Origin of the sequence: Acidovorax facilis (assembly GCF_023913775.1) — a bacterium.
Taxonomy (GTDB): Bacteria; Pseudomonadota; Gammaproteobacteria; order Burkholderiales; family Burkholderiaceae_C; genus Acidovorax; species Acidovorax facilis.
The window spans coordinates 23,201-34,963 of sequence record NZ_JAMXAX010000056.1; the positions used below are offsets into that span (position 1 = coordinate 23,201).

General features: G+C 62.8%; 11 protein-coding genes. 3 read left to right on the forward strand and 8 right to left on the reverse strand.

Annotated elements, in window-relative coordinates; all coding sequences use genetic code 11:
• Positions 1-7: 7 nt before the first annotated feature.
• The 3 genes from merP to NFX52_RS16190 all read left to right on the forward strand — a co-directional run bounded on the left by merP (position 8) and on the right by NFX52_RS16190 (position 2,507).
• Positions 8-286 carry a mercury resistance system periplasmic binding protein MerP gene (gene merP / locus NFX52_RS16180; RefSeq protein ID WP_008905313.1) on the forward strand — a complete coding sequence of 93 codons (279 nt, stop codon included), beginning with the start codon at positions 8-10 and terminating at the stop codon, positions 284-286.
• Between the two features lie 56 nt (positions 287-342).
• Positions 343-2,028: a mercury(II) reductase gene (merA, locus tag NFX52_RS16185; RefSeq protein ID WP_055394791.1), complete on the forward strand. Its 1,686-nt coding sequence runs from the start codon at positions 343-345 to the stop codon at positions 2,026-2,028.
• A gap of 257 nt (positions 2,029-2,285) precedes the next feature.
• Complete coding sequence (locus NFX52_RS16190; protein ID WP_008905311.1) at positions 2,286-2,507, forward strand: hypothetical protein; 222 nt, start codon at positions 2,286-2,288, stop codon at positions 2,505-2,507.
• A 199-nt stretch (positions 2,508-2,706) separates the two neighbouring features.
• Here NFX52_RS16190 and NFX52_RS16195 read toward each other — a convergent pair whose 3' ends face one another.
• The 8 genes from NFX52_RS16195 to NFX52_RS16230 form a co-directional block, all read right to left on the reverse strand.
• Complete coding sequence (locus NFX52_RS16195; protein ID WP_034694474.1) at positions 2,707-3,771, reverse strand: type II glyceraldehyde-3-phosphate dehydrogenase; 1,065 nt, start codon at positions 3,769-3,771, stop codon at positions 2,707-2,709.
• Positions 3,772-3,791: 20 nt separating this feature from the next.
• Positions 3,792-6,200 carry a heavy metal translocating P-type ATPase gene (locus NFX52_RS16200; RefSeq protein WP_008905309.1) on the reverse strand — a complete coding sequence of 803 codons (2,409 nt, stop codon included), beginning with the start codon at positions 6,198-6,200 and terminating at the stop codon, positions 3,792-3,794.
• 17 nt (positions 6,201-6,217) lie between these two features.
• Entirely contained in the window at positions 6,218-7,393 is a 1,176-nt protein-coding gene (locus NFX52_RS16205) for an acetate/propionate family kinase (protein ID WP_055394789.1), read from the reverse strand.
• Positions 7,394-7,556: 163 nt separating this feature from the next.
• A complete protein-coding gene (locus NFX52_RS16210) occupies positions 7,557-7,898 on the reverse strand; it encodes a copper-binding protein (protein ID WP_008905307.1) in 342 nt (113 codons plus the stop codon).
• Between the two features lie 38 nt (positions 7,899-7,936).
• The gene (locus NFX52_RS16215; RefSeq protein ID WP_055394787.1) at positions 7,937-8,440 is read right to left on the reverse strand and encodes a cupredoxin domain-containing protein; all 504 of its coding nucleotides are present in this window, start codon (positions 8,438-8,440) and stop codon (positions 7,937-7,939) included.
• A gap of 38 nt (positions 8,441-8,478) precedes the next feature.
• A complete protein-coding gene (locus NFX52_RS16220; RefSeq protein ID WP_100409526.1) occupies positions 8,479-9,891 on the reverse strand; it encodes a multicopper oxidase family protein in 1,413 nt (470 codons plus the stop codon).
• A gap of 20 nt (positions 9,892-9,911) precedes the next feature.
• Complete coding sequence (locus NFX52_RS16225) at positions 9,912-11,345, reverse strand: TolC family protein (RefSeq protein ID WP_121508526.1); 1,434 nt, start codon at positions 11,343-11,345, stop codon at positions 9,912-9,914.
• The gene (locus NFX52_RS16230) at positions 11,342-11,551 is read right to left on the reverse strand and encodes a hypothetical protein (RefSeq protein ID WP_233559558.1); all 210 of its coding nucleotides are present in this window, start codon (positions 11,549-11,551) and stop codon (positions 11,342-11,344) included. Before NFX52_RS16230 ends, NFX52_RS16225 begins: the two co-directional genes overlap by 4 nt.
• Positions 11,552-11,763 lie beyond the last annotated feature (212 nt).

The following is an 11,763-nucleotide window of genomic DNA, read 5'->3' on the forward strand; positions in this document are numbered from 1 at the left end:
GTTCTTCATGAGAAAAAAACTGTTTGCCGCCCTCGTCCTCGCTGCCGTTGTTGCCCCGGTGTGGGCCGCCACTCAGACTGTCACGCTGTCCGTACCGGGCATGACCTGCTCCGCCTGCCCGATCACCGTCAAGAAGGCGATTTCCAAAGTCGAAGGCGTCAGCAAAATTAACGTGACCTTCGAGACACGCGACGCGGTCGTCACGTTCGATGATGCCAAGACCAGCGTGCAGAAGCTGACAAAGGCAACCGGAGACGCGGGATATCCGTCAAGCGTCAAGCAGTGAGCCACTGAACCTTGAACCTTGAACCTGCGGCGATCATGATAAATAGGAGTTGTTGCATGACCCAACTAAAAATCACCGGCATGACCTGCGACTCGTGCGCGGCGCACCTCAAAGGCGCGCTGGAGAAAGTGCCCGGCGTGCAGTCGGCGCTGGTGTCCTATCCGAAGGGCACAGCGAAACTCGCCACCCTGCCGGGCACGTCATCGGACGCGCTGACTGCCGCTGTGGCAGGACTGGGCTACCAGGCAACGCTTGCCGATGCGCCACCGACAGACAACCGAGCCGGATTGCTCGACAAGGTGCGCGGCTGGAAGGGGGCCGCCGATAAGCACATTGGCAACGAACGTCTGTTGCAAGTAGCTGTGATCGGCAGCGGTGGAGCCGCGATGGCTGCTGCGCTGAAAGCCGTCGAGCAAGGCGCGCACGTAACGCTGATCGAGCGCGGGACCATCGGCGGCACCTGCGTCAATATCGGCTGTGTGCCGTCGAAGATCATGATCCGCGCCGCTCACATCGCCCATCTGCGTCGCGAAAGCCCGTTCGATGGCGGGGTCGAAGCGACCGTGCCTGCGATTGATCGTAGCAAACTACTGGCCCAGCAGCAGGCACGTGTCGATGAACTCCGCCATGCCAAGTACGAAGGCATCCTGGACGGCAATTCAGCCATCACCGTGCTGCACGGTGAAGCGCGTTTCAAGGACGACCAGAGCCTTGTCGTCCGTTTGAACGAGGGTGGCGAGCGCGTCGTGATGTTCGACCGCTGCCTGGTCGCCACGGGGGGCAGTCCGGCCGTGCCGCCGATTCCAGGCTTGAAAGACTCACCCTACTGGACTTCCACCGAGGCGCTGGTCAGCGACGCCATTCCCGAACGCCTGGCCGTGATCGGCTCGTCGGTGGTGGCGCTGGAACTGGCGCAAGCCTTTGCCCGGCTGGGCAGCAAAGTGACGGCCCTGGCGCGCAACACCTTGTGCTTCCGGGAAGACCCGGCCATCGGCGAGGCCGTGACAGCCGCTTTCCGGGCCGAGGGCATCGAGGTGCTGGAAAACACGCAAGCCAGCCAGGTCGCCCATGTGGACGGCGAATTCGTGCTGACCACCGGACACGGTGAATTGCGCGCCGACAAGTTGCTGATCGCCACCGGCCGGGCACCGAACACGCGCAGCCTGGCCTTGGAAGCAGCGGGTGTTGTCGTCAATGCGCAAGGTGCCATCGTTATCGACAAGGGCATGCGTACGAGCAACCCGAACATCTACGCAGCCGGTGACTGCACCGACCAGCCTCAGTTCGTCTATGTGGCGGCAGCGGCCGGCACCCGTGCCGCGATCAACATGACCGGCGGCGATGCGGCGCTCGACCTGACCGCAATGCCGGCCGTGGTGTTCACCGACCCGCAGATTGCCACCGTGGGCTACAGCGAGGCGAAAGCGCATCACGACGGGTTCGAGACCGACAGTCGCACCTTGACCTTGGACAACGTGCCGCGGGCAGTGGTCAATTTCGACGCCCGCGGTTTTATCAAGCTGGTGGCCCAAGCGCGGACCGGGCGCTTGATCGGTGTTCAGGCGGTCGCGCCAGATGCGGGGGAACTGATCCAGAGCGCGGCGTTGGCCATAAGGGCCGGCATGACGGTGCACGATCTGGCCGACCAGCTGTTCCCCTACCTGACGATGGTCGAGGGCCTGAAGCTCGCCGCGCAGACATTCACCAAGGACCTCTCGCAACTGTCCTGCTGCGCGGGATGAAGTTGTACCAGTGACTTATCGTGGAGAATTCGTACACCAGCTCGCCGAAGGCGGCCTCAAGCAATCGGCGGCACGCGTTTCGTCTTTCGACAAGGAGGATTTGCATCGGGTTTCGGCGCGCTGCGACGCCGCATGACAAGTTCGTAATGGTTCGGTCAGTGGCCGGCCGAGGGTGGTCTTCAGAATTGATGTCATCAGAGGTCGCAATCAAAGCCGCGCATGGTGTTCGGCTCGAGCCCCTGGCGAAAGGAACCAACGTGAACAAGCTCGCAGTGACCCTTCTGGGCGCCGCACTCTTCGCGGGCGTTGCGTCCGCCGCCACCGACACTCGCGCCGACCCGGCGTCCAGGAGCGGCACCTACTACGGGCTGCACCCCAAGCTGGGCATGGTCAAGGTCGATCGAGCAACCAACGCCATGGTCGTGACCAAGCGCGACAAGGAACGCGCCGCGGCGTCCGCCGCCACGCCGTCGCGTTAACGAGAAGAAAGCAGTACCAATCCCGACCGGGTACAGGCGGGCAGCGACACGTCAACCGCAATCGCATGCCGGTTGGCAGGAGAAAGCGACAGAAACTGCGCAGGGATGCTGCCTAGCCGCTGGACGATTACCCCGGGTCATGTTCAGCGGTCGCGGCTGCCGCGATTCGGCGCACCCCCGGGGCCAACCGTCTTGAGACTCAGCTCCCCGATCGGACGCTGGCCGGTAGGGGAATGCCTAGGCTGCGGTCCGTTGCCGCGATCGACGTCGCCCCATCGGGCTGCGTGCAGGCCAGCGCGCGGACGGCGTCGATCGTTTCCGGGATGACTATTGCCTGGTTGTCCACCATGTACGTGAAGAACAGCTCATCGCCCTGGAGTGTCACCAGGTCCTCCCACAAGCCGACCTCGTACAGGTCGGCCCGCGGCCGCCCGAGGTCGCCCATCATTTCCTTGACCACGTTGATCGCACCCAGGCCGTCGCTGCTGCGCAAGAGGGCGATGCGGCTGGACGTGCGAAAGGCTGCAAGAACCTCGTCCAGCGAGGCGGCACGCGTCATGCGCACATTCCAGCAATGCACGTGAGCCAGGGTCTGTGGCACCGCTACCGCCATGGTCACCACGTCCAGCGCGGGGTCGACCGTCTTGGCGTCCGGCCCCTGGTGGCTGGGCACCTTTTCCTCCGGCACCAGCGTGTTCATTAGCCCGCCACGGTGACCGTCCACAGGGTCGGTCGCGCGCCGCATCAGCGTGCCGCGCGCCTGCAGCAGCAGGCCGGCCCGGCGCAGCGCACCCAGCGTGCGCACGATGGAGGTGGTGTTGCAGGAGACCACGCGGGTAGCGACATGTCCCAGCGCCTGCGCGTAGTTGCTCTCGGCCACGAAGGAATGGCCCGCCATTTCATGCTTCTCACCGCCCTGCAGGATGAAGCGGATGCCGGCGCTGCGGTAGCGGGGGACGTTGCCCGCCGCCACCTTCTTTGGAGTGCAGTCCACCACCACGTCGGCCTGCTGTAGGAGGTTTTCCAGGGTATCCACCACCGGAAGCCCGACCGAGCGCATAGATGCAAGGGAGGCGGCATCGCCGGCGAAGATCGGCAAACCCAGAGCGGCGGCCACCTGCAGCCGCCAGTCGGTGGCGACGTCTGCCACGCCAGCCAGCTGCATGTCCGTCTGCAATGCGACTGCGTCAGCCACTCGCTTTCCAATGACGCCATAGCCGACTACGGCCACGCGGATACGGGTTTCGGGCGTTCGGATTCTCATGGGTGCCTTTCCTCTCGGGTTCAACCTGCAGCGCCGGGCAGCGCGCCACCAGAGGAGGCATCTTGCTCCGGGCGTGATCTGTGGATGCCGGTCAGGCGGGTGCGCTTGAGCAGCAGCGCATTGATGGCCACGATGGCCGAGCTGCCCGACATGGACAGCGCCGCCACTTCCGGCGACAGGGTGAAGGGGTAGAAGACGCCGGCCGCCAGAGGGAAGGCGACGGTGTTGTAGCCCACCGCCCACCAGAGGTTCTGGTGCATCTTGCGCAGCGTGGCGCGCGACAGCTCGATCGCACCCACCACGTCGAAGGGGTCGCTCTTCATCAGCACCACTTGTGCGCTTTCCATCGCCACGTCAGTGCCGGCGCCGATGGCGAAACCCACGTCCGCCTGCGTCAATGCCGGAGCGTCGTTGATGCCGTCGCCGACCATCGCCACCTTATGTCCCTGCGACTGAAGTTCCCTGATCTTGTCGGCCTTCTGTCCGGGCAGAACATCGGCGAGCACGATGTCGATGCCCAGTTCCTGCCCGATGCGATCGGCGGTGGCCTGGTTGTCCCCCGTCAGCATGGCGACCTTCACGCCACGCTTGTGGAGCGCCTGGATGGTGTCCCGGGAACTCGGTCGCACAGCGTCGGCAATGGCGATCAGGCCCAGCAACCGGCCGGCACGCGCCACGTGTACCACGGTGCGGCCCGCGCCCTGCAGGCGCGCCGCTTCCTGCGACAAGCCGGCCAGATCCACCCCGTGGCTTTCCATCAGCAGCCGGTTGCCCAGCAGCACCGTGTCACCCGCCAGTTCGGCCCGGGCACCCTGACCGTCGATGTTGGTGAACGCCACCGTGTGCTCCACAGGCAGATCGGCCGACTTCTTCAGGATCGCCAATGCCAGCGGATGTTCCGAAAACTTCTCCACGGCCGCCGCGGTTGCCAGCAGGGTGGAGGTATCGGTGCCCGGGGCGCTCACGAGGTCGACCACGTCCGGCTGGCCCACCGTCAAGGTGCCGGTCTTGTCGAACACCACGACGGTCAGCTTGGTGGCGTTCTCTAGGGCCGCAGCGTTCTTAAACAGGATGCCGTTCATGGCTCCGAGGCCGGTACCGACCATCACGGCCATGGGCGTCGCGAGCCCCAGTGCGTCGGGACAGGCTATGACGAATACCGTGATGGTTAGCGTCACTGCGAACAGCAGCGGCTGCCCGAGCACCCAGTACCAGACGATGAAGGTCGCGAGCCCGATGCCGATCGCTGCGAGCACCAGCCACTGCGAAGCCCGATCGGCGAGCAATTGCCCTGGAGCCTTGGAGTTCTGTGCCTCCTGGACCAGCTTGACGATCTGGGCCAGGGCCGTGTCCGCGCCGACTTTGGTCGCCTTGTAGCGGAAGCTACCGCTCTTGTTGATGGTCGCGCCTATCACTTCGTCGCCGGTGCCCTTCTTCACTGGCATGGATTCACCGGTCAGCATGGACTCGTCGACTTGCGAGCCGCCTTCCATGACGACCCCGTCAACCGGCACTCTGTCGCCGGGCTTTACCACGACGATGTCTCCCAGGACCACCTCGGACGTCGGCACCTTCTGTTCCTCACCGTCGCGGAACACGGTGGCCATGGGCGGCGCCAGGTTCATCAGCGAACGGATCGCGTCGGAAGCACCGGCACGCGCGCGCATTTCCAGCCAATGCCCGAGCAGGATGAACACCAGCAGGGTGGCTACTGCCTCGTAGAACACTTCGCCCTCGTAGAAGAAGGTGGCGCCGATGCTGAAGAGGTAGCCTGTGCCAACCGAAAGAACCACCAGCGTCGCCATATTGGTCACGCCATTGCGCAATGCCCGCCAGGCCGACACATAGAACGGCCAGCCGGGATAGATGATCGCCGCCGACGCGACCAGGAACAGGAACACCTTGCGGTCCATGCCAAACGGCACGGTGAAGTCCCCGACCATGGCCCCCATCGGGGAGTAGAGGAACACCGGTACGGCGAACAACAGGGCCACAAAGAACCGGTTGCGCATGTCGCGGACCATGTCGTCCATCGACTGCCCGCTCCCGTGGCCCATCTCGTGCATCATGTCTTGATGCTCTCCGCCGGTTTTGGCGGTCTTCGCATCCGCGGCCGCGTTTCCGCCGTGCTGCGCGTGCGCACCATGGCCGGTATTGGCATGCGCGGCATGGGCTGCTGGGTCCGGAGCTGCTTCGCACACGTGCCTGGGCGTCAGTTCGCCGGCGCAATGGTGGCCGCAGTCCTCGATGGTCGTGCGGATCCGCTCACGGGTGACCCGCGCCGGATCGAACGAGACAGTGGCGCTCGCGGGCACCGGGTTTACGGACACCGACACCACGCCTGGGATCGCGGCGAGCCGCTTCTCGACGCCGCGGGCAGAAAGCGGGGACAGCAGATTGCCGACCTCGAAGGTTGCGGATTGAATCATCTTTATGGTCCCTTCTTTTAATGGCCGCCCGACCCGTCCACGTGGGCAGCGGCCTTGCGGGCAAGGATGGATTCCTCGTCGGTCTCGAGCACGTTCACCTTTATTCCGCTGTGTGAGGTGTGAACGCTAGAGGCGTTGGCCAGGTTGGCTTTGGCATCGAGCTCGACACCCAGGAAGCGCAGGCCGTCGCACACTGCTTGCCGGACGAACGCTGCGTTGGCGCCGATTCCGCCCGTGAAGACGATCCGGTCGACGCCCTCCATAGCGGCTGCCAGCGCACCCATATGCCTGCGTACCTGATAGCAGAAGTAGTCGACCGCCTTGCGAGCCTCGCTCGAGTGTGCCGAAATGTCGAGCAGCAACTTCATGTCGCCTGAGGTGCCGGTCAGGGCCTTGAGCCCCGACTCTTCGTAGAGGGCGGCTTGCAACTGCCGGACATCCGTCTCGCCGGACTGCAGCAGGAACAGCAGCGCACCGGGATCAAGATCGCCGCAGCGCGTGGTCATCGGGACGCCGCTGAGCGGGGTCACGCCCATGCTCGTTTCCACACTACGTCCCTGGGCAATGGCGCACAGTGAGGAACCGCCACCAAGGTGCGCGGCAATGACACGCTCGGAGAAGACCGGCTCGCCGCTGGCCGCCAGTTGTTGCAACACGGACTCGTATGAGAGGCCGTGGAAGCCGTAGCGGCGCACTCCGAGCGATCTAAAGCGCTCCGGCACAGCAACGAGGCTCGCACGCGCAGGGAGAGTCCGGTGAAAACCCGTGTCGAAGCATGCAACATGCAACGCCCCCGGGAATGCCTGCCGTGCTGCATTGATCGCTGCAACGTTCAGGTGCTGATGAAGAGGCGCCAGCGACGACCAGTGAGTGATCGCGGCCAAAGTCGGTGCATCGATCGTTACGCTGTCAACCGGCAGGTCGCCTCCGTGAACCACTCTATGTCCGACAGCCTCTATCTGCAACGTCGGCCAGCGCAGCGCCAGTTCGCCCAACAATAGTTCGGTCGCGGAGCGGAATTGCAGGGGTCCAAGTTCCTGCGTGTCGGCATCCCCGCCAGGTTCGCGGGTCAGCAGTCGCGCATTCGGCGAGGCAAGTCCGGACACACTGGCACTCCAGAGCTGGTGCAGGTCGCGCTCGTACAGTGCCAGTTTAGTGCTGGTCGAGCCGGCGTTCAGTGCAAGCAGGGTCATGTTCTTGTTCTCCAAACCATCTTGACACTGCGCGTTCGGTCTCGCTTGATTTAGCTCAAGTGGCGCCCACCTGCTGGGCGCTGCTTGCCTCGGCCTGGCCCGTCGCGTTGCTGAATGCCGAAGAGCGCCTCATTTCAGAAAGACGCTGCACGCAATTTTCGTGCTACTTGGCAGGCTCGATGGACGTCACGAACATCTTTCCTCCCTCGCTGACCACCATGAAACGGATTTTGTCGCCGACCTGTACCTTGTCGAGTAGTAACTTGTCCTTGGCGTTAAACACCATGGTCATCCCCGGCATCTCTAGGTGCTTGATGTCACCGTGCTTGATGGTGATTTTTCCAGCGTCCTTATCGATCTTGCGCACCTCTCCATCCGTCATGGAGGCTGCAGCCAGAGCAGCGGGCTTGCTGGCGTCAACCGTGGCCTGTGCCATGGCCGACAGCGGCAAGAGGGTGGTCAGCGACAACACGGCGCCGATCAAAAGGTTGTTTGCGTTTTTCATGTGAACTCCTTGTTCAATGGCGTGGAGGACTTTTCCGCTTACTTCTTCACCACCGTGACCTGCCCCTTCATGCCAGCGTCGTAATGGCCTGGGTACAGGCAGGCAAACTTGACTTCACCAGCCTTTGTGAACTGCCAGATGATTTCGCCTTGCTTGCCTGGGGCCAGCGACACCTTGCTGGGTTCGTCATGCTCCATATCCGGGAACTTCTTCATGGTCTCGTAGTGTTCCTTGAGTTCGGCATCGGTGCCCATGCTGAACTCGTGTTTGACCTGGCCACTGTTCTTGATCACGAACTTGACCGTTTCCCCCTGTTTGACGGAAATCGCGGCGGGCGTGAAGCGCATGGTGTCAGCCATGTCCACGTTGATTGTGCGGGTCACCTTCGCGGCCTTGCCGGGCTGACCAATTGCTGATTCAGCGCTGCCATGGCCGTGGGCGCCACCGCCGTCATGGCCGCCGCCGTGATTGCCGCCTGCAATGCTGTTGAAGGACAGGGCCACCAGGGTGGAGGCCGCGATCAGGGAAAGAGTGCGTTTCATAGTTGCCTTGGGTTGTGGATGCGATGTGAACGTGGTGATCAGTGGCCGCTGTGCGAAGACGGCTTTTTGACCTTGACGACAGTGTCCGAGCTGGACTTCTCTTTGCGAGGCATGGACTGCCCGCCCTCGGCCTTGAAGCGGGCCGGTTCAGCCATCGGACCGGTGTACTCGTAGGCCACCGTGCCCTCCGGGTTCTTGTACCAACCCGGGTTCTTGTAGTCGCCCGGTTTCTGGTCGCGGCGAACCTTTAAGACACTGAACATCCCGCCCATTTCGACCGAGCCGAACGGGCCTTCTCCGGTCATCATGGGAATGGTGTTGTCCGGGATGGGCATCTCCATTTCCGTCATGTCTGCCATGCCCCGCTCGCCCATGACCATGTAGTCGGGGATCAAGTTGTTGATCTTCTTGGCCACGCCCCGGTGGTCCACGCCAATCATGGTGGGAATGTCGTGCCCCATTGCATTCATGGTGTGGTGGCTCTTGTGGCAGTGGAACGCCCAGTCGCCTTCTTCGTCCGCGAGGAACTCAATCTGGCGCATCTGTCCAACGGCCACGTCGGTGGTCACTTCATACAGACGGGTACTCTTGGGTGTGGGACCACCATCCGTGCCGGTGACCAAAAACTCGTGACCGTGCAAATGCATCGGGTGGTTGGTCATGGTGAGGTTGCCGATGCGGATGCGCACCTTGTCGTTGAGCCGAACGTTCAAGGAATCGATGCCGGGAAAGATGCGGCTGTTCCATGTCCACAGATTGAAGTTCAGCATTTCCGCGACCTTGGGCGTAGCGGCGCCGGGCTCAATGTCATAGGCACTGAGCAGGAAGCAAAAGTCTCGATTCACTTCATCAATCAGCGGATGCTTGGTCTTTGGATGCGTGATCCAAAAGCCCATCATGCCCATGGCCATCTGGGTCATTTCATCGGCATGCGGGTGGTACATGAACGTACCGGGACGGCGTGCAACGAACTCGTAGACGAAGGTTTTGCCGGACTGGATCGCTGGCTGGTTCAAGCCCGCCACGCCGTCCATGCCGTTGGGCAAACGCTGTCCATGCCAGTGGATGCTGGTGTGCTCGGGCAGCTTGTTGGTCACAAAAATGCGGACGCGATCGCCTTCCACCACCTCGATGGTGGGACCTGGGCTCTGGCCGTTGTATCCCCACAGGTGGGCCTTGAAGCCAGGAGCCATTTCGCGCACGACGGGTTCTGCTACCAAGTGGAACTCTTTGACCCCCTGGTTCATGCGCCAAGGCAGCGTCCAGCCGTTGAGCGTGACCACCGGGTTGTAAGGACGCCCGGAGTTGGGTACGAGCGGCGCCATGGTGTCTGGACTTGTCTGGTACACGGGTTCCGGCAGTGCTGCCATCGCCACTCGGCTCACACTCGCTGCGGCCACGGCCCCTCCGGCGATGCCCGCAAATCGGAAAAAATCTCTTCTTGAATTCATGTTTGGTTTCCTTGAGGGGATCAGTGGCCTGCGCCAGCTTCGGCAGCGGCTGCGCCACCGCCCGAGACGCCAGTGCTGGTTGGCTTGCCAATGAGGGAGGCCTGGAGGGCCGCGTCCGCTAGCCAGAACTGTTGTTCAGCGTTCAGAGCCGCCATTACCGAGTTCACCTGGTCGCGGGAGTCGGCAAGTAGTTCAAAGACGCTGATCAGCATCCCGTTGTAGCGAAGCTGGTTTTCTTCAGAGATGCTCTTACGCAGCGGGATCACTTCGTCGCGGTGGTGGCGCGCGATGTCGTATGCCGTGCGATAGGCTGAGTAGCTTTCGCGCAGGTTGGATCCCGCCGCGCGGGCGGTAGCTTCCAGGCGGTTGGCCGCAGCCAGGGTCTGCGCGCTCATGGCGTCGCGCCGCATACCTCCCCAATCAAAAATGGGCAACTGCAGGCTGATCTCAAAGCCTCGTCGCGTTGAGTGGGTGTTCTCGGCCGCATCGAAGACAGAGTCGCGCCGTACTCCCAGTTCAATGTCCGTGAAGGTCGTGATCGTGTTCCAGCCTTGCGCGCGTGCGGCTGCGTCGTAATCGGCCTTCGCGATCTGCAGATCCAGCCGACCCTTCGAAGCCTGACGGCCAGCGTCCGATGGAGACAGCGGCTCCTTGGGAAGTGTGGGAAGGCGTTCAGGCAACTTGAGCTGTTGGGCTTGGCTATCGTCCAGGCCTAGCAGCCGCACCAGCTCCTCACGGGCTGCCGTGACCTGGTGCTGCGCACTGGCCAGCTGGGTCGCAGTGTCGGCGTAGAACGCTTGCTGGCGCACACGATCGAGCTTGTTGAAATTGCCCACCGACTGCATGCGTTTGGCCAGTTCGGCGCTGGCCTGGGCGCTGGCGACGACCTGTTGGGTGTAAGTCAGGGTCTGTTGCGCGGCGACAGCCCGGACCCAGGCCTGACGTACCTGCGTGACTTGGTCCACTACGTCGCTGCTCAGGCGCAACTGGGTCTGCTTGATGCGCTGCTCGGCGATGCCTTTGCGTGTTGGCAAGGTCAGCAGGTCCAGCAGGCCGAAGGACAGGATGCGGCCGATCTCCGTCTCGCTACCCAGGCGAACCCGCTCCAGGCTCAGAATGGGGTTGGCGATGCGTCCGGACTGGGCTGCAGTGGAAGAGTCCGCCCAGTTTTGGGCCACGATGGCCTGCAGGGACGGGCTATTGACCAGAGCGAGTTGAACGGCATCCTGTTGACTGAGCGGTTTGGCCAACAAGTCCGAGGCACGCCGGCGCAAGGCCTCTTGCTCATTCTTGGCTCGGGCCAAGGTGAGTTTGCCGTCCGTGAAACTGCTGGTTGCTGCGTTGGCGCTGGAGATGTTTTGCTCCAGGTTCACGCTGGCACAGCCAGACAAAACCGCAACTGCGGCAACAGCGATCACGAGTTTGGCGCGGGGCATACGCAGGGGGCGGCTCATTGTTTGCCCCCGTGGTGTGCGTCATGGCCTTGGGCTGGTTGGTCCTGACCCGCTGCGGGTGCGGATTGGCGCATTTCCTTGGCATAGGCCCGCCATCCTCCGATTTCACCCACCTTGTCGTTGGCGGCCTTCCACGGCTGGACTGATTGCTCCTTGTAGACCTCATAGCCCGCGAGAGCTGATCGGTACGAAAGTTGGTAGTCCACCTTTGGGGGGGGGCATCGTCCGGCATCTGAGCAAGTGCCAGCGAAGGTGCCAGCAATGCTGCGGCCAGCCAAGGGATTGAGTTAAGGCTACGCTGAACAAGCCCTCGAAATTTCCCGCGCGAACGCGGAAGACGCCATTTTTTGGATTTTGTGGCCTCTTGCGCCGCCCATTTGGGCCGTTCGCAGGGCCTTGAGGCCCGATTTCCACCCTT

What these genes read in the sequence shown, in the direction of transcription:
- NFX52_RS16195 (WP_034694474.1), bottom strand. Translation starts at nt 3,771, where the DNA reads ATGAGAATCCGAACGCCCGAAACCCGTATCCGCGTGGCCGTAGTCGGC.
- NFX52_RS16225 (WP_121508526.1), bottom strand. Translation starts at nt 11,345, where the DNA reads ATGAGCCGCCCCCTGCGTATGCCCCGCGCCAAACTCGTGATCGCTGTT.
- NFX52_RS16220 (WP_100409526.1), bottom strand. Translation starts at nt 9,891, where the DNA reads ATGAATTCAAGAAGAGATTTTTTCCGATTTGCGGGCATCGCCGGAGGG.
- NFX52_RS16215 (WP_055394787.1), bottom strand. Translation starts at nt 8,440, where the DNA reads ATGAAACGCACTCTTTCCCTGATCGCGGCCTCCACCCTGGTGGCCCTG.
- NFX52_RS16210 (WP_008905307.1), bottom strand. Translation starts at nt 7,898, where the DNA reads ATGAAAAACGCAAACAACCTTTTGATCGGCGCCGTGTTGTCGCTGACC.
- NFX52_RS16200 (WP_008905309.1), bottom strand. Translation starts at nt 6,200, where the DNA reads ATGATTCAATCCGCAACCTTCGAGGTCGGCAATCTGCTGTCCCCGCTT.
- merP (WP_008905313.1), top strand. Translation starts at nt 8, where the DNA reads ATGAGAAAAAAACTGTTTGCCGCCCTCGTCCTCGCTGCCGTTGTTGCC.
- NFX52_RS16205 (WP_055394789.1), bottom strand. Translation starts at nt 7,393, where the DNA reads ATGACCCTGCTTGCACTGAACGCCGGCTCGACCAGCACTAAACTGGCA.
- merA (WP_055394791.1), top strand. Translation starts at nt 343, where the DNA reads ATGACCCAACTAAAAATCACCGGCATGACCTGCGACTCGTGCGCGGCG.